The organism is Pseudoduganella sp. R-34 (assembly GCF_049904655.1).
Lineage (GTDB): Bacteria > Pseudomonadota > Gammaproteobacteria > Burkholderiales > Burkholderiaceae_D > Rugamonas.
In genome coordinates this window covers 6,512,214-6,535,535 of the sequence record NZ_CP184572.1, presented here as the reverse complement: position 1 = coordinate 6,535,535, position 23,322 = coordinate 6,512,214, and the positions used below count along the sequence as shown (strand labels likewise).

The window sequence follows — 23,322 nt, the reverse complement described above, 5'->3', positions numbered from 1 at the left end:
TCCTGCGATCCGTTCCGGGGCGCAGGGCCGGCTTAATCTTCGTCGAAAGTGTGCAGCGCGGCAGAGACCAGCAAGCCCGCAATGCCCAGCAAGCCGAATGCGTAAGTGAGCATGGGTTTGGCGTGGCGCAATTCCAGCGCAACTGAACCGAGGACAATGCTGATGCCAATGAGCGCCAGCACGGCGCTGATGGCGGCGGAGCGCTTGAGTGCCGGCCGGCAGCCATGAGCGGCATACCATTGGGCGATGAGCCAGTTGGGCAGGCATGACAGGCCGACGAACAGAGCTACCAACTCGAGAGCCACTAGATGATCCATAGCGCGTTGCCAGGACTGAAAGATTTACGATAGCAGTTCCCTCGCGCTGCGGGCAAGTGAAAACTTGATCTAGGGCATATCGCCGCCTCAAACGTGTACCTACAATGCGACTTATTGAGGTTGCATTGTGGGAGCCATCGTGGGCTGGAGCAGGAGACAGATTGCCGGGATTGTCAGGATCGCGCTGTTTGCGATGCTGATGGCCGTCTCCGCGCCAACGCTGTCCACTTTTCTGGCGGAGGCCTGCGGCGATAACAGCGTCGCGCATTGCCACGCCCAGCCCAAAGCCCACCACGTCGTCCAGAAATGCGGCTACTGCATGGTGCAGGCCGACCTGCCCGCCGTACCGCCGCCGCCTGCCGGCCCTGCCTTGGCGCTGGTGGCGGCATCGCGCATTGAACCGGCGTTGCAGGCTGCGGCCGCGTTGCCGCAGCAAGTCGCCCTTGCGCCGCCGTCGCGCGCCCCGCCTTCCGCTTGAATCTTCGCAGCAGTACTCCCAGGCTTTGCATTGCACGCGCCTTTTGGCGGCGCGGTCGCAAGGCCTTCGCTCGCAAGAACAAGAAAGGAAGCATCATGAACACCCGCCTCATTCCCCTGGCCGCCGCGCTGCTGGCCGTCTTTTCGGCCCCGGCATTTGCCGATCATGAAGGGGAATCGCCGCTGAAGATGGTTGGCACCGTCGTCATTGCCGGCAGCCATCCGACTTCTCTGCCGACCCAGATTCCGACCACGATCGAAGGCGTCACCCGTGCGCAGATTGAAGAGCAGGTCAACGCCAGCGATGCGGAAGACGCGCTGAAATACCTGCCAAGCCTGCTGGTGCGCAAGCGCTATATCGGCGACTACAACCATGCCGTGCTGTCCACCCGCGCTTCCGGCACCGGCAACAGCGCGCGCTCGGCGGTGTATGCGGATGGCGTGCTGCTGTCGAATTACCTGGGCAACGGCGCCACCTTCGCGCCGCGCTGGGGCATGGTGGCGCCGGAAGAAATCGAACGTGTCGACGTACTGTATGGCCCGTTCTCGGCAGCCTATGGCGGCAACTCGGTCGGCGCCGTGGTGGATTACGTGACGCGCATGCCGAAGCAGTTCGAAGCGCATGCGCGCGTCGCCTATGTGCGCCAGCCGTTTGAGCTGTACAACACGAACATGACTTCGACTGCACGCCAGTCCAGCATGTCGCTTGGCGACCGCCACGGCGCCTGGTCTTGGTTTGTCAGCGTGAACCGCACCGACAGCGATGGCCAGCCGCAGACCTACACCACGCGTGCGATCGCGAGCGGCACGGCGGCTGGAACGGGTGTTCAGGTCACCGGCGCCGTAGTGGACAAGGACCGCAGCAACCGCGACATCTACATCCTCGGCACCGCGACCCAGTACAGCACGGTGCAGGATCACGCCAAGTTCAAAGTGGCATACGATTTCTCGCCGACCGTGCGCGCCAGCTACTCCCTGGGCTGGTGGCAGAACGATTCGAGCGGCTCGCCCGATACCTACCTGCGGGATACGACAGGCAAGCCGGTGTTCAGCGGGCCGGTCTCGATCAATGGCCGCAGCTTCACGCTGGCTGCTTCCGACTTCAATTCGACGAAGGAAGAGTTGCGCCACCTGATGCACGGCTTGACGGTAAAGAGCAATACCAAAGGCGTGTTCGACTGGGAAGTGGCGGCCAGCCTGTATGACTACAGCCGCGACATCCTGCGCGCACCGACCACGGCGCGCCCGGCTGCCGCAAGCGGCGGCGCCGGCCGCATCGTCGAGCAGGGCGGCACCGGCTGGAATACCTTGTCCCTGAAAGGCGTGTATCGCCCGGACGGCATGCGCGGCAGCCACATCTTCGATTTTGGCTTCCAGCGCGCCGCCTACAAGCTATCGACAATCGAGCGCGCCACCAGCGACTGGCTGAACGGCGAGCCGGGCGCGCGCAATCAGGCTTTCTCCGGCCGCACCAGCATCGACAGCCTGTACTTGCAGGACACCTGGAAGTTGTCGCCAGACTGGAAGACCGTGCTCGGTGCGCGCTTCGAGCATTGGGAGGGCCGTGATGGAGAAACCGCCAACGCGACCACCGTGGTGCGCCATGCCAAACGCAGCGACAACTTTATCTCGCCCAAGGTGGCGCTGGCCTTCCAGGCCAACGAGGACTGGACGTTGAAAGCTTCCACCGGACGCGCGATCCGCATGCCGACCGTGTCCGAGCTGTACCAGGGCGGCATCAACAACACTGGCACCCTGATCAACAACGATCCGGACCTGAAGGCCGAGCGCTCCTGGACTACGGAGCTGAGCGCCGAGCGCCTGGTCGGCAATTCCGCCTTGCGCATCACGGCCTTCTTCGAGCGCAACCGCGACGCGCTGTATTCGCAAACCAATGTGCTGGTGACGCCGAACGTGACCAATGTGCAGAACGTCGACCTGATCCGCACCCATGGCCTGGAGACTGCCTGGTCCAACGAAAACGTGCTGGTCGAAGGACTCGACATGCAGGCCAGCCTGACCTGGACCGATTCGAAGATCAAGCGCAACGAGAAGTTCCCGGCCAGCGTCGGCAAATGGCAGCCGCGCATTCCCGAATGGCGTGCCAGTGCAGTGGCAACCTACCGCGTGAACGACAAGCTGAGCGCCACGCTGGCAGCCCGCTACAGCGGCAAGCAATACTCGACGCTGGACAACACCGACATCAACGGCTTTGCCTACCAGGGCGCCAGCAAATACTTCACGGTCGACGCGCGCCTGCGCTACCGCATCGACAAGCACTGGAGCGCCGCCTTCGGCATCGACAACGCCAACAACTACAAGTACTGGAACTTCCACCCTTACCCACAACGCTCTTACTCTGCGGAGGTGAAATTTGATTGGTAATGCGCTCGAGCTGGGCCAGTTTGAACTGTGGTGCCAGCCCCAGGTTGCCGCGCGTGACGGCAGCATCGGCAGCGTGCTGGCGGCCGTCCATTGGCGCCGCCCCGGCAGCGGCGTCCTGCACTACTGCGATTTTGCCGGCGAGTTGTCGGCTTCGGGACTGGAACGGGTCTTCCTGCTGCACATGGTGTGCGATGCGCTGGCTGCGTTAAGGATGTGGGAGGCGGAAGGCTTCAAGCTGGACATGGTGTTGTGCCTGCCGCCGCTGGCATTCAGCAAGGATACGCCGGACGCCATCGCGCTTGCGGCCGATATCCAGGGGCTGATGCTGCAGGCAGGCATTGCGCAACACCGGCTCGAACTGCGCGATGAAGGTCATGCAGGCTGCTGTGAGGTGTCCAACCTGCTGGACTGGCTGCAAGTGCGGGAAGAAGGGTGCACGCAGGCTTCCGGCGACTTCATTGCGGCGCCGCAGCCGATGCAGGTATTGCCGGCTGCACTGCGCCGCTGGCAAGCCAGTTACTCGGTGATGAGCGCCGCCGACGCCATCAGCTGAAATGCACCTGGCCGAAGAAGCCGTATTGCAGGCTTTGCGCAATACGGCTGGCGACGATGCGGAATTCTTCCGCCACGGCTGGCTCGAACAGGCGGTCCACCGTCGACTGGAACAGCGCAAGCCAGCGCTGGAAGTGCTGCGGCTGTACGCCCGGCAGCGCCATGTGCTTGCCGTAGACATTGCCCTGGAAGCTCTTGGTGCCCAGCATGGTAGTGCTCCAGAACTCCACCATGCGCGCCAGGTGCGGCTCCCAGTCGTCGATGGCAGCATTGAACACCGGGCCCAGTTCCGGATCGGCGCGCACGCCGTCGTAGAACTCGTGGACCAGTGTCGCGATGGATTCCTGGGTCAGTGGTAAAGTCATGGCTCCATTTTAACCTTGCGGAGCGCGCCCATGATCATCGTTCACCACCTCAATAACTCTCGTTCCCAGCGCGTGCTGTGGTTGCTGGAAGAGCTGGGGCTGGCCTATGAGATCAAGCATTACCAGCGTGACCCGAAGACCATGTTGGCGCCGCCGGAGCTGACCAGGGTGCACCCGCTGGGCAAGTCGCCCGTCATCGAGCATGAAGGCAATATCGTCGCGGAGTCGGGCGCCATCCTCGAGTACCTGGTGGAGAAGCATGGCAATGACCGGCTGGTGCCGCCGGCCGGCACGCCGGACAAGCTGCGCTGGCGCTACTTCATGCATTACGCGGAAGGCTCGCTGATGTCGCCGCTGCTGATGAAGCTCGTGTTCGACAAGGTTGAATCCTCGCCAGCGCCATTCTTCGTCAAGCCGATCAAGCGCGCCATCGCGCAGAAGGTGATGTCGAGCTTCGTGCAGCCCAATATCGACCGCCACCTGGCCTACCTGGAGTCCGAACTCGCCAACCGCGACTGGTTCGCTGGCAACGAGTTCAGCGCTGCCGATATCCAGATGAGCTTCCCCCTCGAAGCGGCCGCCTCGCGCGCCGGCCTTGGCGCCAACTACCCGCGCCTGCAAGCCTTCCTGCAGCGCATTCACGCCCGCCCGGCCTACCAGCGCGCCCTGGAGCGCGGCGGCCCGTACGAACTGTTGCACTAAGGCTTAGTGTAAAAATAGTCTAACTTAGTTGTGAAATTGCACTAAGTGGCTTATGATGTTCCTGCTTGATCAAAAAAAACCAATAACAATAAAGGGATGCGGTCGAGCACGTGGTCTTTGCGGTGCTTGACCGGAAGGGGGCAGCGGTTGCCGCCTTTGAAGCGGAGTTCACTGGAGAAGAAATTAAATGAGGAATGTCGTCGAGCTGTGCGAGCATGTTCGCAATCATGGGCAACCCAGGATGGTTCTGTTCTGGGGGCATCAACCATCAAAGAATGGTTCGATCACGAAGACTTGCTTCAGCCAATGGTTCGAAGCGGAGTTTGTTATCGATGGCACACGGTACCCGACAGCCGAACATTTCATGATGGCGGAAAAGGCCCGCTTGTTCAGTGACGCAGTTGCGCTGGATCGTATCCTGCAGGCTCGCAACCCGGCAGTCGCCAAAGCCGCCGGCCGCGAAGTACAAGGGTTCGATGACGAAATCTGGGCCGCGAACCGTTGGGATATCGTGGTCCAGGCCAACTATGCAAAGTTCGCGCAGAACGCCCCGTTGCGCGGCTTCCTGCTCGCCACTGGCGAACAAGTCCTGGTGGAAGCAAGTCCCGTTGATTTCGTCTGGGGTACAGGCTTTGCTGCAGATTCGCCGTATGCAGAGAACCCATCCGAATGGACGGGAATGAATCTGCTCGGGTTTGCCTTGATGGAAGTGCGATCGCGTCTCAGCGAGTGAAACGGCTGGTGAAACTGATTAAAGGGGAGCGTTCTTACCAGATTGTGGCGATGTTCGGATAACCTTGCATTTCTCGATCTGCCGTCACGATGGAGGCATCGTATCGTAGGGCAGTTGCAATGATGATGCGATCGGCCGGGTCACGTGGAGAATAGTTGGGTAAATGAACTGCGTCAATGGCGATCGCGCTGTCAACGGGATAAAGCGAAAACCTGGCAAGGGTGCTACGCCAGCAATCCATTGGTGGATTCCGCAATGCAGCGCTAAACGTCCTTTCCAAAGCAAGAGTGCAACTTCCCAGCTAGTGATAGTAGAAACCAGCACTCTGCTTTGCGCCTGTCCAAGTTCAATTGCCGTCGCGGCGTGGTTCGAAAGACGCGAATCTCTCTCATACCACCAGATCAGCGTGGGCGTATCGAGCAATATCATTTGCTCGTCTCTGGCTCAGCTTCCCAGGCGGGCGATAACACGTCTCCGTAACTCATTGTCATTTCACGCAATCGATCAATTGCGGTCGGATCGGGAACTGGGAACGGGGTGACCTGCGCAATCAATTCCCCGTGATCTGAAATCAGGAAATTTTCCTCCTTCGCCCGAGCCTGTTCCAACCATTTGATCGGGTCACGTGCGAACTCTTCCATTGAAACAGTTGGCTCCATCTCAGCCTCCATTCGCAATCTTGAATCATCATCTTAATCCTGATGCAGGTGGAGGCAATTTGAGGGAACGCAGAACAGGGTCAGAGCTGTGTTGCGCCATTGTCGATCAGTCTGCTTGAAGGGATCTGTAGCTGTGCTGACTTTGCACGCGGCGATACGGAACAGCAAGTAGCTGTGCGGTAAAATGCCGGCTATGACAGGAAGATTGCTGGCCATTGACGGTTTGAATATTGTGCGGCGTGTGTATGAGGCAAGTCCGGAGCCGGACTCGGACCTCAAAGCCGAGATCGCCATGCGCCATGCGTTCAACGCTTTCCAGCGCCTGGTCAACGGCCACGAACCGACCCATATCCTGCCAGCCTTCGATTACGGCGGTCCCACCTGGCGCCATAGCCTGTACAAGGGCTACCGAGAAGGCCGCCAGCCGATGCCGGAAGTACTGCGCGAGGCGCTGCCCGAGTTCTATATGCAGCTGACCAGGATCGGCATGTGCCCGATCGCCATCCCCGAAGTGGAGGCCGACGACGTGATCGGCACCGTGGTCACGCGCTGGCTCAGCGAAAACCGCGGCGAGGCGGTGGTGGCCACCACCGATAAGGACCTGCATTGCCTGATCGCCGAAGGCGCCCGCATCTGGGACCACTTCAAATCCGAATGGCACGACCGCACCTGGGTCGAGCAGAAGTGGGGCGTCACGCCCGGCATGCTGCCCGACCTGCTGGCGCTGATGGGCGACGAGACCGACTCCATCCCCGGCGTCTCCAATGTGGGCGTGAAGACCGCCGCCAAACTGTTGCGAACTTACGGCACTCTGGACGCAATCATGGCCGGTGCAGGCATCCTGAAGGACAAAGTCGGCGAAAGCCTACGAAAAGAGCGCGAGATGTTGTATCTTTCTCGTCAATTGGTACAACTGAAAACGGACGTCCGGATCGGCGTGAGCTGGAATATGCTGGCCTGGGACCACCGTTAAACCTCCTGATGTTAAAAGCGGTTCTTATCGACAGCAGCGCCATTGCCCGCGGCCTGCTCAACACGGTGCTGATCGACGGCGGCTACGACGTGGTCGGCCAGGCGCACACCTGCGTGGCGGGCAATGTGCTGCTGATCAAGCACCAGCCCCAGATCATCTGCATCTCGCGCGACTGCATCGAGGCCGATGAGCCGTCCATGCTGGCCATGCGCAAGGATTGGCCGAAAGCCATGATCTTCATGGTGTCGTCGGAATTCGACCAGGCGACGATCCAGAAGGCCCATGCAATGGGCATCAACGGCTATATCGTGAAGCCGTTCAATGGCGGTACGGTATTGAAGACCATCCGCAACACCATTATCGCAACGGTGAAGCGGCAGCAGAAGGCGCAGGCCGACGCGCAGGGCGCCGCCCCGGCCGGGGGATCAGACGAAGTTTGAGCCGTCGATGATGCCGCCGCCCAGGCAGACGTCGCCGTCGTACAGCACGGCCGACTGGCCCGGGGTGACTGCCCACTGGGCATCCATGAATTTCAGCGCGAATTCGCTGTCGCCGTTGGCGGCAACGTCGCACGGCACGTCGGCCTGGCGGTAGCGGGTCTTGGCGCTGATGCGGCCTGCCTCCGGCGCCACGCCGGCAACCCAGCTTGCCTGGCCGGCATGCAGCGCTTCCGACAGCAGCCACGGGTGGTCATGGCCCTGCACTACCCACAGCGTATTGTTTTCAACGTCCTTGCGCGCCACATACCAGGCGTCGGAGGAACCGTCCGCGTTCTGGTAAGTCTTCACGCCGCCGATGCCGATGCCCTTGCGCTGGCCCAGGGTGTAGAAGGACAGGCCGACGTGCTCGCCCACCACCTTGCCGTCCGGCGTCTTGATCGGACCAGCCTTGTAGGACAGGTAGCGGTTCAGGAATTCGCGGAACGGACGCTCGCCGATGAAGCAGATGCCGGTGGAATCCTTCTTGGCTGCGTTCGGCAGCTGCAGCTTCTCTGCGATCTTGCGCACTTCGGTTTTCGGGATTTCGCCCAGCGGGAACAAGGTCTTCGACAACTGCGCCTGGTTCAGGCGGTGCAGGAAGTAGCTCTGGTCCTTGGTGTGGTCGACGGCTTTCAGCAGTTCATGGCGGCCGGTGGCGGTGTTGTGGCGCACGCGCGCATAGTGGCCGGTGGCGATCAGGTCCGCGCCCAGGTGCATGGCGTGGTCGAGGAAGGCCTTGAACTTGATCTCCGCATTGCACAAAACGTCCGGGTTCGGGGTGCGGCCGGCCTGGTATTCGCGCAGGAACTCGGCAAACACGCGGTCCTTGTATTCGGCGGCAAAGTTGACGGCTTCGATGTCCACGCCCACCACATCGGCCACGCTGGCCGCGTCGATCCAGTCCTGGCGCGAGGAACAGTATTCGGAATCGTCGTCGTCTTCCCAGTTCTTCATGAACAGGCCGACAACTTCATAGCCTTGTTCTTTCAGTAACCAAGCGGAAACGGAGGAATCAACGCCACCGGACATGCCGATGACTACTTTTTTCTTGCTCATGATGCGGTCCAATTGAGCCATGGGAGCGGCGCGCCCCAGGCAGGGTGTTGCAAATTATCCAAACTAGAAGAAACCTTCAGACTTCTTCGAATACCGACACGTGGGTGTGCAGGATCTCCAGCGGAGCGCGCTTGCCCGCCAGGTATTCGTCCACGCAAGTCAGCAGCAGGGGGCTGCGGTGGCGTTCGCGGCAGGCCGCGATTTCATCGCGCGTCATCCAATGCGTGCGCAGGATGCCCTCATCGAGTGGGCGATCCGGATAGTAAGCGCCAACCTCGCCGCAGAAGGCAAAGCGCAGGAACGTCACCAGCTGGCCGGTACGCGCCGAGCGGTAGCGCGACATATACATGCCTACCAGGGCGGTCGGGGTGAAATCGTAAGCGGTTTCTTCCAGCGTTTCGCGGATGACAGCCTGTTCCAGCGACTCCAGGGGATCGAGGTGGCCGGCGGGCTGGTTCAGGCGAATGCCGTCACTGGTTTCTTCCTCGATCAGGAGAAACTTCCCGTCGCGCTCGATGACGGCGGCGACTGTGACATTCGGTTTCCAGGTGCGCGGCATGTTAGTCCATCCTCAGAAGACCCGACATTGTAGCCTGATCTTGCCTCTTCGTTGTGACCACGGCGTGAAATGCTTGTGCATTGCAACAATTCGGCATAGGTAATGTTGGCCGTAGAACATTTCATGTTAGATTTTAGTCAGTTTTTCCCACTATTTGGAGGCATTATGAAGATTGGCGTACCGGCCGAGTCAAGGCCGGGGGAGACCAGGGTGGCGGCAACGCCCGAGACGGTCAAGAAACTAGCAGTCAAGCACCAGGTGATCGTGCAGGCGGGAGCCGGCATTCCAGCCTCGGTGACGGATGAAGCATATGCCGCTGCCGGCGCCACCATTGGCACCGCGGCAGAGGCACTGGGTGCGGAAATGGTACTGAAGGTACGCGCCCCGAACGCCGAGGAGCGCAGCCTGATGAAACCGGGCGCCGTGCTGGTCGGCATGCTGAATCCTTTTGACGGGGAAAACATTGCGGCCATGGCGGCTTCCGGCCTGTCCGCGTTTGCACTGGAAGCTGTGCCGCGTATCACGCGCGCGCAGTCCATGGACGTGCTGTCCTCCCAGGCCAATATCGCGGGCTACAAGGCCGTGATGGTTGGCGCGAATACCTACCAGCGTTTCATGCCCATGCTGATGACCGCAGCGGGTACCGTGAAAGCTGCCCGTGTGCTGATCATGGGCGTCGGCGTGGCCGGCCTGCAAGCGATTGCGACCGCCAAGCGCCTGGGCGCCGTGATCGAGGCGTCCGACGTGCGTCCGCCAGTGAAAGAACAGGTGGAGTCGCTCGGCGCAAAATTCATCGACGTGCCTTACCTGACCGACGAAGAGCGCGAGATCGCGCAGGGCGTAGGCGGCTATGCGCGCCCGATGCCGCCTGAATGGATGAAACGCCAGGCGGAGCTGGTGCATGAACGCGCCAAGCAGGCTGACATCGTCATTACCACGGCACTGATTCCGGGCCGCCCGGCGCCGGTGCTGATCTCCGAAGAAACCGTGAAGGCCATGAAGCCAGGCTCCGTCATCGTCGACCTGGCGGTGGAGCAGGGCGGCAATTGCCCCTTGTCCGAACTGGGCAAGACGGTGGTCAAGCATGGCGTGTACATCGTGGGCGAGCCGAACCTGGCCTGCCACGTGGCGGCGGACGCCTCCGCCCTGTATGCGCGCAATGTGCTGGACTTCCTCAAGCTGGTCTTCGACAAGGAGGACAGGCTGGTCATCGACCGCGAGGATGAAATCATCAAAGCAACGCTGGTCTGCCATGGCGGCGAGCAGTTGCGGAAATAGGAGAGACGAATGGAAGTCAGTCACACCATCATCAACCTGATCATCTTCGTGCTGGCCGTGTACGTGGGCTATCACGTGGTCTGGAACGTCACGCCGGCGCTGCATACGCCGCTGATGGCGGTAACGAATGCAGTATCGGCCATCATCATCGTGGGCGCCATGCTGGCGGCTGCGCTGACCGAGGGCCTGGTTGGGCAAATCATGGGCACCATCGCCGTGGCGCTGGCCGCGGTCAATGTGTTCGGCGGATTCCTGGTCACCCAGCGCATGCTGGAGATGTTCAAGAAGAAGGAGAAGAAAGCGGCGCCTGCGGCCGGTGCTGCAGCGGCGGCCGAGAAGGAGGCCAAGGCATGAGCTTCATCACCATGAACCTTGTCACGATGATGTACCTGATCGCGTCTGTCTGCTTCATCCAGGCGCTGAAAGGGTTGTCGTCGCCGGCGTCGGCACGCAAGGGCAATGCCTTCGGCATGGCCGGCATGGCGATTGCCGCCGTGACCACCATCGCGCTGATCCTGCGCCTCAAGCACGACGCTGCTGCGGCAGCGGAAAGCGCGGAGGCGGTTGCGGCCCTGGCGCGCTCGATGGGTCTGGACGTGCATGCCCGTAGCGGGTCGGGCAGCCTGGGCCTCGGCCTGGTGGCGCTGGGCGTGCTGGTCGGGGGCGGCATTGGCGCGGTCCTGGCCAAGCGCGTCGAAATGACCAAGATGCCCGAGCTGGTGGCGGCAATGCACTCGCTGATCGGCATGGCGGCGGTCTGCATCGCCATTGCTGCCGTGGCCGAGCCGCATGCCTTCGGCATCGCAGCACGCGGCCAGGCACTGCCGGTCGGTAACCGCATCGAGCTGTTCATCGGCACCTTTGTCGGGGCGATTACCTTCAGCGGCTCGGTGATCGCTTTCGGCAAGCTGGCCGGCAAGTACAAGTTCCGCCTGTTCCAGGGCGCACCTGTCGTATTCAGCGGCCAGCACATGCTGAACCTGGTGCTGGCGCTGGTGATGATTGGCCTGGGCCTGGTATTCGTGTTCAGCGGCGGCAGCGAGCCGGCCTGGGGCCCATTCCTGGTCATGACGGCGATTGCTTTCGTGCTGGGCGTGCTGATCATCATCCCGATCGGCGGCGCCGACATGCCGGTGGTGGTGTCGATGCTGAACTCCTACTCGGGCTGGGCGGCGGCAGGCATTGGCTTCTCGCTCAACAACTCGATGCTGATCATCGCCGGTTCGCTGGTGGGTTCCTCTGGCGCGATCCTGTCCTACATCATGTGCAAGGCCATGAATCGTTCGTTCTTCAACGTGATCCTGGGCGGCTTCGGCGGCGACACCTCCGCTGCGGCGGCAGGCGGCGCGCAAGCGCAGCGCAATGTGAAGTCGGGTTCGTCGGATGACGCCGTGTTCCTGATGCAGAACGCCGAAACCGTGATCATCGTTCCTGGATATGGCCTGGCGGTGGCACGCGCCCAGCACGCGCTGAAGGAACTGGTCGAAAAACTTGGCCACCACGGCGTGACGGTGAAGTATGCGATCCACCCGGTCGCCGGCCGCATGCCGGGCCATATGAACGTGCTGCTGGCGGAAGCCGAAGTGCCTTATGACCAGGTATTCGAGATGGAAGACATCAACAGCGAGTTCGCGCAGGCAGACGTGGTACTGGTGCTGGGCGCGAACGACGTGGTGAACCCGGCGGCGAAAGACCCCAAGTCCCCGATTGCCGGCATGCCCATTCTCGAGGCCTACAAGGCCAAGACCATCATCGTTAACAAGCGCTCGATGGCGGCCGGCTATGCAGGCCTGGACAACGAGCTGTTCTACATGGACAAGACCATGATGGTATTTGGCGACGCCAAGAAAGTGCTGGAAGACATGGTGAAGGCCGTCGAATAAGGCCTGCACTCACAGCCGAGTCCGTGTCACACCCTGGGGTCACACCCCTAGTGTGACACGGGCCCAAGTGTTACCAAGGATGAGCTCGTGGCACAGTTGGGGTGTGACCCCAAGGTGTGACACGGGCTCTTCTGTTTTAGTGGGTGGGTTTGGCGCGCTGGCGCTGGAATTCGCTGATCTGGGCGGCGTAGCGTTGCTGGGAGGCCGGGGTGTGCCAGCTGTTCTGCGCTTTGATCATGGCGGCGGCGCCTTCGGGGGTGCCGACGATCTGGTCGATGCGTTTCGCTGCCGCCATGCCCCAGGCGTTGCGCGGGCAGGCGATGCCGCCCAGCATGGGTTTGTTGTTTTGCGCGATCGGTACCGTTTTCAGCGCGCCGATCTCAGGCTCGGCTTTGCTGGCGTATTGCAGCGCGTAGTCGTAGTCGAGGGTGTAGTCGGCGCGGCCGTGCACCACCAGCTTCAGCACATTGCGGCCGTAATCGCCGACCGAGGTGGTCTCCAGCCTTGAATTGGCGGGGCGCCCGGCCAGCAATTCGTCCACTGCTGTGCCGTAGCTGCGGCGTTCCACCACGATGCCGCGCAAGACGGGATCGGACAATAATTTCTGCAGGTCGGCTTCGCCATGGGCGTTCAGCGGCAGGCGCGGCAGGGTGCTGGCCTGCGCCACCAGCTGCAGCGGCGGCACCAGGTTGGTGTTGACGAAGTAGGCCAGCTTGTCCCTTTCGGCATTGCGCAAGGCGGCCACCACGCAGGCTTGCTCGCCGCGCTCGATCATCAGCCAGGTGCGTTTGGGATTGGCGTAGATGAAGCGGTGCTCGGCTTCGGGCCAGCGGGCGCTGATGTATAGCGCGATCTGGTCGGCGATGCCGGTGGTGGGCTTGCCGTCCACCGGCATCGAGGCAGGCGGCACGTCGGGCATCAGCCAGGACATCCTGTCGCGTGCCTGCACGCCTGGCACCAGCAGGGCGGCGAGCAGCGCGAAGGCAGGGCGGCGCATGGTGTTTCCCTTAGCGGCGGCCGTACATCATCAATTCGGCCAGCACGGCGCGCGCTGGGGCTGCGAGGTCGATGGCGGCCAGGCCGAGGCCGAGCAGGGGCTGCAGCAGCGATTCGTTGGCGAAGACGCGGGCCATCGTGTCAGTCAGGCGCACAGTCAGTTTGCGGTCGCGGCGGCGCTGGGCGGCGTATTCTTCCAATGCCTGTGGGGTGGCGCCGCGTGCCAGTGCGCGTGCCAGTTCGGTGGCGTCGCGCAGGCCGAGGTTGAGGCCCTGGCCGGCTACCGGGTGCAGGGTCTGCGCGGCATTGCCGATGGCGACGCTGCGCGCGCTGCCGGTGACGCCTGCGTTCAGGCCGAGCGGGAAGGCCAGGCGGCGCGTGGCGTGCGTGAACTTGCCCAGGCGCTCGCCGAAGGTCTCTCCCAGCTTGGCAAGGAAGGCGCCATCGTCCAGTGCGAGGATGGCTTGCGCGCTGGCGGGGCGCGCGCACCAGACCAGCGAGTAGCCGTCGTCCTGGGGCAGCAGGGCTAGCGGGCCTTCGCTGGTAAAGCGTTCGTAAGCGCGGTGCGCCAGCGGGGCGCTGGTGTTGACCTGGGCGATGATGGCGGTCTGCCGGTAGTCGCGCGTTTCGGCCTTGTCGGTCTGCTCGCCGAACAGTCCGCCCTCGGCTTGCACTACCACGGCGGCGCGCAGCACGCGCGGGTGTTGGCCTTCGCTTTCAAGGTGCAGGGTGACGCTGTCGGTGGCTTCGTCGCTACCGCTGACGCGCACCGGGCGCAAGGCGGCGATGCCGAGGCGCTGGCAGACGTTGCCCAGTGCTTCGACGATGGCGCCATAGCGCGTGACGTAGCCCAGCGCGGGCAGCCTGTGTTCGTCGCGCGTGATCATGCTGCGGCCGAACTGGCCGCGCCGCGAAACGTGAATCTCGTGAATCGCGGTGGCGTGGATCGGCCAGGCGCCGACCTGCTCGAGGATCTGGCGGCTGCCGTAGGACAGGGCCAGGGTGCGCGGGTCCTGCATGGCTTGTTCAAGCGGCTTGGCGTCCACCAGCACGATGCGGGCGGCATCGACGCCGCGTTTTACCAGCATTGCTGCCAGGGCCATGCCGGCGGGGCCGGCGCCGCAAATGGCGATATCGTAATCAGTCATTTCATCAGAGCTTCAATCTCGGCCACTGTCTTGGGCGCGCCGCCCGTCAACAGCTGGAAGCCGCCATCGGTGACGATCGCGTCGTCTTCGATGCGGATGCCGATGTTCCAGTACTTTTCCGGCACGCCTTCGGCCGGGCGCACGTAGATGCCAGGTTCCACCGTCATCGCCATGCCGGCTTGCAGCAGTCGCGAAGGCTTGTCTTCGCGACTTACGTCGCGGTACAGGCCGACGTCATGCACGTCCATGCCGATCCAGTGGCCGGTGCCGTGCATGTAGAACTGCGTGTATTTTTTCTCGGCCAGCACGTCGTCCAGCGTGCCTTGCAGCAGGCCGCAGTCCAGCATGCCCTGCGCCAGCACTTGCACTGCGGCGTCGTGGGCGTCGTGGTATTTGCGTCCCGGCTTGACGGCGGCGAAGGCGGCTTGTTGCGCGGCCAGCACCAGCTCGTACAGCTCGCGCTGGGCGGGGCTAAAGCGGCCGTTGACCGGAAAGGTGCGGGTAATGTCGGAGGCATAGCCATCGAGTTCGCAGCCGGCGTCGATCAGCACCAGGTCGCCGTCCTGGGTGCGGCGGTTGTTGGCGTTGTAGTGCAGGACGCAGGCGTTGGGGCCGGAGGCCACGATCGGCGTGTAAGCGGGGAACTGGGCGCCGTGGCGGCGGAACTCGTGCAGCAGTTCGGCTTCCAGTTCGTATTCGAAGGCGCCAGCGCCATGGGCGCCGGCAAAGCGCATGGCTCGGGCGTGGGCGCCTGCCGAGATCTCGCCGGCGCGCAGCATGATGGCACGCTCGTGTTCGTCCTTGAACAGCCGCATTTCATCGACCAGGGAAGGCAGGTCGCGCAGCGCGGGCGGCGCGGTGGTGCCGCTGCGCGACAGCCTGCGCACGCCGTCGAACCAGCGTCGCTGCTGCTCTTCGCCGCCGCGTGCCAGCGAGGCGTACAGGGCGCTGGCGTTGGACAGGTGTCGCACCATGTGCTCGTCCAGCGCGCCGACCGGGTGGGCGGCGTCGAAGCCGAACGCCTCGCGTGCGGCCTCGGAGCCGTAGCGGTAGCCGTCCCAGATTTCGGATTCGAGGTGCTTTTCGCGGCAGAACAATATCGATTGCGCGGCGGCGTTGCCGCGCGGCGCCACCAGCACCAGCACAGCTTCCGGCTCGGTGAAGCCGGTCAGGTAGTAGAAGGAGCTGTCGTGGCGGTAGGGGTATTCGGTGTCGGCATTGCGCGTCGCTTCGGGCGCGGTGCCGATGACTGCCACGCTGCCCGCTTCCATCTGGGCCAGCAGGCGCGCGCGGCGGTCGGAGTAGGGTTTCATGCGTTCAGTTCTTCCAGTTGGCGCACGGTGCCGACGTTGACCCATTCATCCTGGTAGATCTCGCCGCCGATGCGGCCCTGGTCGGCGTATTCGAACAGCAGCTTGCCCAGGCCGGCCTTCTGGCCCGGCGTGATACCGGCGAACATCTCGGGACGGTACACGCCGATATTGGCGAAGTTCCACTTCGGCGAGCCCTGGCCGGAAACGGTGTACAGGTTCAGGGCGAAGTCGCCTTCCGGGTTGTGCCACGGGTTGGGCGTCAGCCAGATCCAGGCGATGTCGCGCACGTGGGCGGGGTACGGGTCGCCGCGGTGGTCCTTGTCCTTCAGCACGTCCAGCGCTTCGGAAAAGTCGAAGTGCGGGCAGTAGATATCGCCCGACAGCACCAGGAAGGGCTGGTCGCCCAGCAGGTGCAGGGCATTGGCGATGCCGCCTGCCGTTTCCAGCGCTTCCGCTTCCGGCGAATACTGGATCTGGGCGCCGAACTGCGAGCCGTCGCCCAGCGCTTGCTCGATCATGTGGCCGAGGTGGGCGTGGTTGATGACGATCTCCGTGATCCCGGCGCGCACCAGGTTCAGGATATGCCAGACGATCAGCGGCCGGCCGCGCACTTTCAGCAGCGGCTTGGGGCAGGTGTCGGTCAGGGGCCGCATGCGTTCGCCGCGGCCGGCGGCGAGGATCATGGCTTTCATGCGTCGCCCCTCAGAAGGTGTAGCCGACTTGCGGCGCGGTGCCTTCCAGCGAGTCGAGCAGCTTGATCAGCGGCTTCAGTTCGCGGTAGCGGTTGGCGGTCTTGCGCACGTATTCCATCACGGTCGGCAGGTCGCCCAGGTAGTGCGGCTTGCCGTCGCGGTAGTTCAGGCGGCAGAAAATGCCGAGGATCTTCAGGTGGCGCTGCAAGGCCATGTATTCGAAGTCCTTGTAGAAATCGTCAAAGTCCTTCTTCAGCGGCAGGCCGGCGCTGCGCGCGTGCTGCCAGTAGCGGATCAGCCAGTCGAGCACCAGTTCCTCGTCCCACGACACGTAGGCGTCGCGCAGCAGCGAGGCGGCGTCGTAGGTGATCGGGCCCCACACAGCGTCCTGGAAGTCGAGGATGCCGGGGTTGCCCTCGTCCATCCACATCAGGTTGCGCGAGTGGTAGTCGCGGTGCATATAGACCTGGGTCTGCGCCAGGCAGTTGGCCAGGATCGCCTCGAATACCTTGTCCAGTTCCTGCTGCTGCTTTTCGCTCAGGGTGGCGGCCAGGTGCTTGCCGATATACCACTCGGGGAAGATATTCAATTCTCGCAGCATGAAGGCGCGGTCGAATTCCGGCAGCACGCCGGGCTGGCTCGCCTGCTGGATCTTGACCAGCGACGACAGCGCTTCGGCATACAGGGTGGCGGCCGAATCGTGGTTCAGCGCCTGCAGGTAGGTGGTGGTGCCCAGATCGGACAGCAGCAGGAAGCCCTGCGCGACGTTCTCGGCGGCGATTTTCGGCACCGACACGCCGGCAGCTTCCAGCAAGCCCTGGACCTTCACGTAAGCCGGCACGTTTTCGCGCTGCGGCGGGGCGTCCATGGCGACCAGGGTGGCGCCGTGCGCGGCACGGTGCGCCGGCAGCACGTCAACGCGGAAATAGCGGCGGAAGCTGGCATCCTCGGAGGCAGGGCGCGCCGAAGCGGCGTCCACCAGGCCGGTGCCTTGCAGCCATTCGGTAAGCTCGGCAAGGCGTGGATCGGCGGCTGGGGATGGTGAATTAGACAATAAAGACATTAAAGCAGCCTGCGAAATCCAGTGAGTGGTAAAGATTCCCATATAATAAGGGATTCACATTAAAAAATCGCCTTTATGGTGTTTCACGCGTCCCACCCATGACCCGGTTCCTGGCACCCCCCAACCCAAAGCGCTGGGCGTTCGCCTTGACCGCCATTGCCGCCGCCACCGCGGCGATGTCCGCCCATGCGCAGTCGCATCCAGCGGCCAAGCGCCCGCCGCATGTGGAAGACAAGAATGCACCGACCACCATACGCGCCGAAGACATGGCCGGCCGCCCCGAGCGCGACTTGCGCCTGATGCGCGACGTGGAAGTCGTGCACGACAAGACGCGCGTGACCGCCGACTCGGCCAGCTTCCAGCAGGTGGAGCAGGAGCTTGAGGCCAAGGGCAATGTGCGCCTGTGGCGCTTCGGCGACTATTACACGGCCGATGAACTGAAACTGAACCTGGAAACGGCGCGCGGCTATGCGCTGCAGCCGACCTACCAGCTGGAAGCCAATAACGCCCAGGGCAAGGCGCAGCGCATCAACTTCCTGAACGACGACGAAGCCCAGGTGGTCGATGGCACCTACAGCACCTGCCAGGGGCCGAACCCGGACTGGTATGTGAAGGCGCGTTCGCTGAACCTGGACCAGGGGCGCGACGTCGGCACGGCCGGCGCCACCCTGATCTACTTCAAGGACGTGCCAATCCTGGGCACGCCGGCCATGTCGTTCTCGCTGTCGGGCGCGCGCCGCTCCGGCTGGCTGCCGCCGACACCGTCGTACTCCTCGCGCGGCGGGGCCGAGCTGGTGCTGCCGTATTACTTCAATATCGCGCCCAACCGCGACCTGACGCTGTACCCGCGCTACATCGCGCGCCGCGGCCTGCAACTGGGCGCGGTGGCCCGCTACATGGGCGAGACCGACGGTGGCAACTACTACGAAGGCAGGACCCTGCTCGAGTACCTGCCCAACGACAAGGAAGCCAACCGCGACCGCTGGCAGCTGCATACGGTGCACACCCAGCACCTGACCGAGGACTGGACCTATGGCTGGAACCTGCGCGCCGCGTCCGACGACAACTATCCGAACGACTTTTCCAAGACCGTGGCATCGTCGTCCGAGCGCCAGCTGCTCAAGGAGCTGCGCACCGATTACGGCGGCGAATACTGGAGCCTGACTGCGCGCGCCCAGAAGTACCACGTGCTGCAGGACCCCGATCTGCCGGTCTCGCGCCCTTACGACCGCCTGCCGGCGATCAACCTGCACGCGGCGCGTTACGACGTCGGCGGCTTCGACTGGCAGCTCGATTCCGAGCTGACCCGCTTCTGGCACCCGGACATGATCAAGGGCAACCGCCTGGTGGCGGTGCCGCAGCTCAGCTACCCGATCATCGGCGCTTCCTATTTCGTGACGCCGAAAGTGATGCTGAACGCCAGCGCCTACCAGCTTGACGCCTTCGGCAGCGACCCGTCGCGCTCGCTGCAGCGCGCGGTGCCGACCTTCTCGCTCGACTCGGGCCTGATCTTCGAGCGCGATACCAAGTTTGCCGGCAAGAAGCTGACGCAGACCCTGGAGCCGCGCCTGTTCTACGTCTACACGCCGTACCGCAAGCAGGACCAGTACCCGAACTTCGACACCGCGCCGGCCACCTTCAACTTCTCGCAGATCTTCAGCGAGAACCGCTTTGTCGGTTCCGACCGCATCGGCGACGCCAACCAGGTGACGGCGGCAGTCGTGTCGCGCTTCCTGGAGTCGTCCGGCGCCGAGCGCCTGCGCCTGGCGTTCGGCCAGCGCTTCTACTTCGCCGACCAGCGCGTGCAGATCGACAATTCAACGCCGGTCAACAGCACCCGTTCCGACATGCTGCTGGCGGCCACCGGCCGCATCTCCAATTCCTGGGGCATCGACAGCCTGGTGCAGTACAACCCGAGCACCAGCAAGGTCACCACCTCGAATATGTCGCTGCAGTACCAGCCGGGCACCTACAAGGTGCTCAACGCCGGCTACCGCTATGTGCGCGACAGCTTCAAGAATGCCGACCTGTCGACCCAGTGGCCGATCTCGGACAAGTGGTTCGGCGTCGGCCGCGTGTCATACTCGCTGCGCGAGCACAAGATGCTGGAAAGCGTGGTGGGGCTGGAATACAACTGCGATTGCTGGGTATTCCGCATGGGCGCGCAGCGCTTCGTCACCACGGCCAAGAAGACCTCGACCCAGTTCTTCTTCCAGCTGGAGTTGAACGGCTTGTCCAAGCTCGGTTTCGGCAACCCGCTGGAGGTGCTGAAGAACAGCATTCCTGGCTATCGCCGCGTCAATGAAGGCCGTTAAGCTTTCGATTTCATCCACACTGATACATGAGCGTTTCAGATATGCACCCGATCAAATTAGCTGTTGCCCTGCTGTGTGCTTCCCTTGCCGTCCCGGCCCTGGCGCAGGACGCCAAGCCGGCCAAGCCGACAGTGCCGGCAGCCGCTGCTGCCAAGGCGGCGCCATCGAAGGGCTTCACGCCGCCGGGCCAGTCGGCCAACGCGCCGATCGACGCCATCGCCGTCATCGTCAACGATGAAGTGATCACCCAGCGTGAACTGAACGAACGCGCGGCCACCATCGTGGCGCGCATGCAGCAGCAGAAGCTGGCCGTGCCTGACCAGGCCGAACTGCGCAAGCAGGTGCTCGAGCGCATGATCGTGGAGCGCGCCCAGCTGCAGCTGGCCAAGGAAATGGGGGTGCGGGTGGACGACAATATGCTCGACCGCGCCATTGCCCGCATCGCCGAGCAGCAAAAGATGACGGTGCAGCAGCTGCGCAACCAGATGGAGAAGGAGGGTACCACCTTCGCCTCCTTCCGCGAAGAGATCCGCGAAGAGATCATCATGCAGCGCCTGCGCGAGTATGAGGTCGACAACAAGATCACCATCGGCGAAGCGGAAGTGGACAGCTTCATCGCTGCCGAGAAAGCGGCGGCGTCCGAGCAGTTCGAGCTGAACATCTCGCAGATCATGGTGCGCATCCCGGAAAATGCTTCGCCCGAAGTGCTGGGCCAGCGCCAGAAGCGCGCCGAAGAAGTGCTGCGCCAGCTGCGCACCGGCGCCGACTTCGCCAAGATGGCCGCCACCTATTCCGACGCGTCCGACGCGCTGCAGGGCGGCGCCGTGGGCTGGCGCCCGGGCAGCGCGCTGCCGCCGATCTTCGCCGAGGCGCTGAACAAGCTGAAGCCGGGCCAGAACACCCCGATCATCAAGAGCGCAGCCGGCTTCCACATCCTGAAGCTGGTCGACAAGCGCAGCATGGCCGAAGCGGCTGCCCAGGAAACCGTGCAGCAGACCCATGCCCGCCACATCCTGCTGAAAGTCACGCCGACCATGAGCGCGGCCGACGCCAAGCGCAAGCTGCTGGAACTGAAGGAGCGCCTGGACAACAAGGCGGCCAAGTTCGAGGAGCTGGCGCGCCTGTTCTCCAACGACAGCACCGCCAGCAAGGGCGGCGACCTCGGTTGGCTGTACCCTGGCGACACCGTGCCCGAATTCGAGCAGGCCATGAACGGCCTGAAACTGGGCCAGGTGTCCGAACCGGTCGAATCGTCCTTCGGCTACCACCTGATCGAGGTGCTGGAGCGCAAGACCGACGACGTCTCGAAAGAGAAGCAGCGCGCCGCGGCCCGCAACGCCCTGCGCGAGCGCAAGCTGGTGGAAGCGGTGGAAGACTGGCAGCGCCAGGTGCGCGACCGCGCCTACGTCGAGTTCCGCGACGAATCGTTGAAATAAGCAGGCGGGGGACACCATGAGCGCCAACCTGCAAGCACGTCGCCCAGGTGTGCGCCCCGGGGTTCGTCCGGTGATTGCCATCACCACCGGCGAGCCGGCCGGCATCGGGCCGGAAATCGCCATCCGCGCCGCCTGGGCCATGCGGCACCAGGTCAATGCGGTGCTGGTGGGCGACGCCGCCTTCCTGGCCATGACCGCCTCGGCCATCGATCCCGAGATCCGCATCAGCGCCGTCACCACCATGGCGGCGCGCAATGCCGGCCTGCCGCACTTCGGCGCGGACCGCCTGTGCGCGCTGGACATCCCGCTCGGCGCCCATGTGCAGCCGGGCGTCTTGGACAAGGAAAACGGCCGCTACGTGCTGGCCACGCTGGACGCCGCCATCGAAGGCATCCGCGCCGGCTGGTTCGAAGCCGTGGCCACCGCCCCGGTGCAGAAATCCACCATCAACGACGCCGGCGTGCCCTTTTCCGGCCACACCGAATACTTTGCCGAGCAGACCGGCACCGCGCGCGTGGTGATGATGCTGGCCGGCCAGCCGCGTGCAGCCGCCGGCGCAGAAGATGCACCGCCCTTGCGCGTGGCGCTGGCAACCACCCACTTGCCGCTGAAGGAGGTCAGCTCCGCGCTCACGCAAGAGAGCCTGGCGCAAACGCTGGACATCATCCAGGCCGACCTGCGCGGCAAGTTCGGCATCGCCGCGCCGCGCATCCTGGTGGCGGGCCTGAACCCGCATGCCGGCGAAAACGGCTACCTGGGGCGCGAGGAGATCGATACCATCACCCCGGCGCTGGACGCTGCGCGCGCGCGCGGCATCGATGCGCGCGGCCCGTACCCGGCCGACACCCTGTTCCAGCCCAAGTATCTGAAAGACGCCGACTGCGTGCTGGCCATGTACCACGACCAGGGCTTGCCGGTGCTGAAGTACGCCACCTTCGGCCACGGCATCAACATCACGCTCGGCCTGCCGCTGATCCGCACCTCGGTCGACCACGGCACTGCGCTCGACCTGGCCGCGCAAGGCCTGGGCCGCGCCGACTGCTCCAGCATGCAGGCCGCACTGGAGGCGGCGCTGCAGATGGCGCAGGCCAGCCAATAAGCAGAAAGAACAACCATGAAACACATTGCCCGCAAACGCTTCGGCCAGAACTTCCTGCAGGACGACCGCGTCCTCGGCGACATCATCGATTCCATTGCGCCGGCCGCCGGCGACACCATGGTGGAAATCGGCCCCGGACTGGCCGCCATGACCGACCTGCTGCTCAAGTCCCTGCCGCACATGCACGTGGTGGAACTGGACCGCGACCTGGTGGCGCGCCTGGAAAAGCGCTACCCACGCGAAAAACTGACCATCCACGCCGGCGACGCGCTGAAGTTCGACTTTGGCTACATCCCGGTGCCGGAAGGGAAAAAGCTGCGCGTGGTGGGCAACCTGCCGTACAACATCTCTTCGCCGCTGCTGTTCCACCTGGCCGAATTCGCCCCCATTGTGCAGGACCAGCATTTCATGCTGCAAAAGGAAGTGGTGGAGCGCATGGTGGCCGAACCCGGCACCAAGGCCTACAGCCGGCTGTCGGTGATGCTGCAATGGCGCTACCGCATGGCCCTGCTGTTCATCGTGCCGCCGGACGCCTTCGACCCGCCGCCGAAAGTCGATTCGGCCATCGTGCGCATGATCCCGATCGAGCAGCCGCTGGCCTGCGACCCGGCACGGCTGGAAGCGGTGGTGCAGAAAGCCTTCTCGCAGCGCAGGAAAGTAATCCGCAACTGCGTGGCTGGCATGTTCACGCCGGAGCAGCTGGAAGCGGCCGGCATCAACCCGCAAGACCGCCCGGAAATGGTGCCGGTGGAAGCCTACGTCGCGCTGGCCAACCTGCCTGTCTGATTGAAAGTCGGGGTCAGGTCTGGCAATCCGCCACAAATTTCGCATAGCGAAATTTG

Annotated in this window: 25 protein-coding genes; 14 read left to right on the top strand and 11 right to left on the bottom strand. The window is 63.4% G+C overall.

The window, feature by feature from the left end:
- Nucleotides 1–32: 32 nt before the first annotated feature.
- Nucleotides 33–305, bottom strand: a complete 273-nt coding sequence (locus ACN9MW_RS30005; protein ID WP_426165827.1) for a hypothetical protein — start codon at nt 303–305, stop codon at nt 33–35.
- A 139-nt stretch (nt 306–444) separates the two neighbouring features.
- Here ACN9MW_RS30005 and ACN9MW_RS30000 point away from each other — a divergent pair, with 139 nt between their 5' ends.
- The 3 genes from ACN9MW_RS30000 to ACN9MW_RS29990 all read left to right on the top strand — a co-directional run bounded on the left by ACN9MW_RS30000 (nt 445) and on the right by ACN9MW_RS29990 (nt 3,732).
- Nucleotides 445–795, top strand: coding sequence for a DUF2946 family protein (locus ACN9MW_RS30000; protein ID WP_426165825.1), 351 nt, complete (start codon nt 445–447; stop codon nt 793–795).
- Between the two features lie 95 nt (nt 796–890).
- Entirely contained in the window at nt 891–3,179 is a 2,289-nt protein-coding gene (locus ACN9MW_RS29995) for a TonB-dependent receptor (protein ID WP_426165823.1), read from the top strand.
- Entirely contained in the window at nt 3,169–3,732 is a 564-nt protein-coding gene (locus ACN9MW_RS29990) for a hypothetical protein (RefSeq protein WP_426165821.1), read from the top strand. Before ACN9MW_RS29995 ends, ACN9MW_RS29990 begins: the two co-directional genes overlap by 11 nt.
- Here ACN9MW_RS29990 and ACN9MW_RS29985 read toward each other — a convergent pair.
- Nucleotides 3,725–4,096, bottom strand: coding sequence for a group III truncated hemoglobin (locus ACN9MW_RS29985; RefSeq protein ID WP_426165819.1), 372 nt, complete (start codon nt 4,094–4,096; stop codon nt 3,725–3,727). The genes ACN9MW_RS29990 and ACN9MW_RS29985 overlap by 8 nt on opposite strands.
- A gap of 30 nt (nt 4,097–4,126) precedes the next feature.
- Here ACN9MW_RS29985 and ACN9MW_RS29980 point away from each other — a divergent pair, with 30 nt between their 5' ends.
- Both ACN9MW_RS29980 and ACN9MW_RS29975 read left to right on the top strand, forming a co-directional pair.
- Nucleotides 4,127–4,798, top strand: a complete 672-nt coding sequence (locus tag ACN9MW_RS29980; protein ID WP_426165817.1) for a glutathione S-transferase family protein — start codon at nt 4,127–4,129, stop codon at nt 4,796–4,798.
- A 187-nt stretch (nt 4,799–4,985) separates the two neighbouring features.
- The gene (locus ACN9MW_RS29975; RefSeq protein WP_426165815.1) at nt 4,986–5,531 is read left to right on the top strand and encodes an NADAR family protein; all 546 of its coding nucleotides are present in this window, start codon (nt 4,986–4,988) and stop codon (nt 5,529–5,531) included.
- Between the two features lie 34 nt (nt 5,532–5,565).
- Here ACN9MW_RS29975 and ACN9MW_RS29970 read toward each other — a convergent pair whose 3' ends face one another.
- On the bottom strand, nt 5,566–5,772 hold the full coding sequence (locus tag ACN9MW_RS29970) for a PIN domain-containing protein (protein WP_426165813.1): 207 nt from the start codon (nt 5,770–5,772) through the stop codon (nt 5,566–5,568).
- Nucleotides 5,773–5,956: 184 nt separating this feature from the next.
- A complete protein-coding gene (locus ACN9MW_RS29965) occupies nt 5,957–6,190 on the bottom strand; it encodes a hypothetical protein (RefSeq protein ID WP_426165811.1) in 234 nt (77 codons plus the stop codon).
- Nucleotides 6,191–6,383: 193 nt separating this feature from the next.
- Between ACN9MW_RS29965 and ACN9MW_RS29960 the strand changes: the two genes are divergently transcribed.
- Together ACN9MW_RS29960 and ACN9MW_RS29955 are read left to right on the top strand one after the other, a co-directional pair.
- On the top strand, nt 6,384–7,163 hold the full coding sequence (locus tag ACN9MW_RS29960; RefSeq protein WP_426165809.1) for a 5'-3' exonuclease: 780 nt from the start codon (nt 6,384–6,386) through the stop codon (nt 7,161–7,163).
- An 8-nt stretch (nt 7,164–7,171) separates the two neighbouring features.
- Nucleotides 7,172–7,603, top strand: a complete 432-nt coding sequence (locus ACN9MW_RS29955; RefSeq protein ID WP_426165807.1) for a response regulator — start codon at nt 7,172–7,174, stop codon at nt 7,601–7,603.
- Here the strand turns inward: ACN9MW_RS29955 and mnmA are convergent.
- The gene (mnmA, locus tag ACN9MW_RS29950) at nt 7,589–8,698 is read right to left on the bottom strand and encodes a tRNA 2-thiouridine(34) synthase MnmA (RefSeq protein ID WP_426165805.1); all 1,110 of its coding nucleotides are present in this window, start codon (nt 8,696–8,698) and stop codon (nt 7,589–7,591) included. The two genes, ACN9MW_RS29955 and mnmA, sit on opposite strands and share 15 nt — an antisense overlap.
- Nucleotides 8,699–8,774: 76 nt before the next feature.
- Nucleotides 8,775–9,257, bottom strand: a complete 483-nt coding sequence (locus tag ACN9MW_RS29945) for an NUDIX hydrolase (RefSeq protein WP_426165803.1) — start codon at nt 9,255–9,257, stop codon at nt 8,775–8,777.
- Nucleotides 9,258–9,422: 165 nt separating this feature from the next.
- Here ACN9MW_RS29945 and ACN9MW_RS29940 point away from each other — a divergent pair, with 165 nt between their 5' ends.
- From ACN9MW_RS29940 to ACN9MW_RS29930, 3 genes are read left to right on the top strand one after another with little or no spacing between them, the layout of a single operon-like run.
- Nucleotides 9,423–10,535 carry a Re/Si-specific NAD(P)(+) transhydrogenase subunit alpha gene (locus ACN9MW_RS29940; protein ID WP_426165801.1) on the top strand — a complete coding sequence of 371 codons (1,113 nt, stop codon included), beginning with the start codon at nt 9,423–9,425 and terminating at the stop codon, nt 10,533–10,535.
- 9 nt (nt 10,536–10,544) lie between these two features.
- The gene (locus tag ACN9MW_RS29935; RefSeq protein ID WP_426165799.1) at nt 10,545–10,889 is read left to right on the top strand and encodes a proton-translocating transhydrogenase family protein; all 345 of its coding nucleotides are present in this window, start codon (nt 10,545–10,547) and stop codon (nt 10,887–10,889) included.
- Nucleotides 10,886–12,418, top strand: coding sequence for an NAD(P)(+) transhydrogenase (Re/Si-specific) subunit beta (locus ACN9MW_RS29930; RefSeq protein ID WP_426165797.1), 1,533 nt, complete (start codon nt 10,886–10,888; stop codon nt 12,416–12,418). Before ACN9MW_RS29935 ends, ACN9MW_RS29930 begins: the two co-directional genes overlap by 4 nt.
- A gap of 136 nt (nt 12,419–12,554) precedes the next feature.
- Here ACN9MW_RS29930 and ACN9MW_RS29925 read toward each other — a convergent pair whose 3' ends face one another.
- Genes ACN9MW_RS29925 through ACN9MW_RS29905 form a run of 5 tightly spaced genes read right to left on the bottom strand, consistent with a single transcriptional unit; the run spans nt 12,555 to nt 17,630 of the window.
- A complete protein-coding gene (locus tag ACN9MW_RS29925) occupies nt 12,555–13,415 on the bottom strand; it encodes a TIGR02285 family protein (RefSeq protein WP_426165795.1) in 861 nt (286 codons plus the stop codon).
- Between the two features lie 10 nt (nt 13,416–13,425).
- On the bottom strand, nt 13,426–14,562 hold the full coding sequence (locus ACN9MW_RS29920) for a UbiH/UbiF/VisC/COQ6 family ubiquinone biosynthesis hydroxylase (protein ID WP_426165793.1): 1,137 nt from the start codon (nt 14,560–14,562) through the stop codon (nt 13,426–13,428).
- Nucleotides 14,559–15,875, bottom strand: coding sequence for a Xaa-Pro aminopeptidase (pepP, locus tag ACN9MW_RS29915; RefSeq protein ID WP_426165791.1), 1,317 nt, complete (start codon nt 15,873–15,875; stop codon nt 14,559–14,561). The genes ACN9MW_RS29920 and pepP overlap by 4 nt, the downstream gene beginning before the upstream one ends.
- The gene (gene murU / locus ACN9MW_RS29910; RefSeq protein ID WP_426165789.1) at nt 15,872–16,567 is read right to left on the bottom strand and encodes an N-acetylmuramate alpha-1-phosphate uridylyltransferase MurU; all 696 of its coding nucleotides are present in this window, start codon (nt 16,565–16,567) and stop codon (nt 15,872–15,874) included. Before murU ends, pepP begins: the two co-directional genes overlap by 4 nt.
- Before the next feature lie 10 nt (nt 16,568–16,577).
- Nucleotides 16,578–17,630 carry an aminoglycoside phosphotransferase family protein gene (locus ACN9MW_RS29905; protein WP_426165787.1) on the bottom strand — a complete coding sequence of 351 codons (1,053 nt, stop codon included), beginning with the start codon at nt 17,628–17,630 and terminating at the stop codon, nt 16,578–16,580.
- Nucleotides 17,631–17,728: 98 nt separating this feature from the next.
- On the opposite strand from ACN9MW_RS29905, the gene ACN9MW_RS29900 reads away from it, so the two are divergent.
- The 4 genes from ACN9MW_RS29900 to rsmA are packed head-to-tail and all read left to right on the top strand — an operon-like array spanning nt 17,729 to nt 23,266.
- Nucleotides 17,729–19,945, top strand: coding sequence for an LPS-assembly protein LptD (locus tag ACN9MW_RS29900; RefSeq protein ID WP_426165785.1), 2,217 nt, complete (start codon nt 17,729–17,731; stop codon nt 19,943–19,945).
- A gap of 41 nt (nt 19,946–19,986) precedes the next feature.
- Nucleotides 19,987–21,381 (top strand): peptidylprolyl isomerase, encoded by a 1,395-nt coding sequence (locus ACN9MW_RS29895; RefSeq protein WP_426165783.1) that lies wholly within the window; start codon nt 19,987–19,989, stop codon nt 21,379–21,381.
- 16 nt (nt 21,382–21,397) lie between these two features.
- Nucleotides 21,398–22,480: a 4-hydroxythreonine-4-phosphate dehydrogenase PdxA gene (pdxA, locus tag ACN9MW_RS29890; RefSeq protein ID WP_426165781.1), complete on the top strand. Its 1,083-nt coding sequence runs from the start codon at nt 21,398–21,400 to the stop codon at nt 22,478–22,480.
- Between the two features lie 15 nt (nt 22,481–22,495).
- The gene (rsmA, locus tag ACN9MW_RS29885; protein ID WP_426165779.1) at nt 22,496–23,266 is read left to right on the top strand and encodes a 16S rRNA (adenine(1518)-N(6)/adenine(1519)-N(6))-dimethyltransferase RsmA; all 771 of its coding nucleotides are present in this window, start codon (nt 22,496–22,498) and stop codon (nt 23,264–23,266) included.
- The last annotated feature ends 56 nt before the right edge of the window (nt 23,267–23,322 follow it).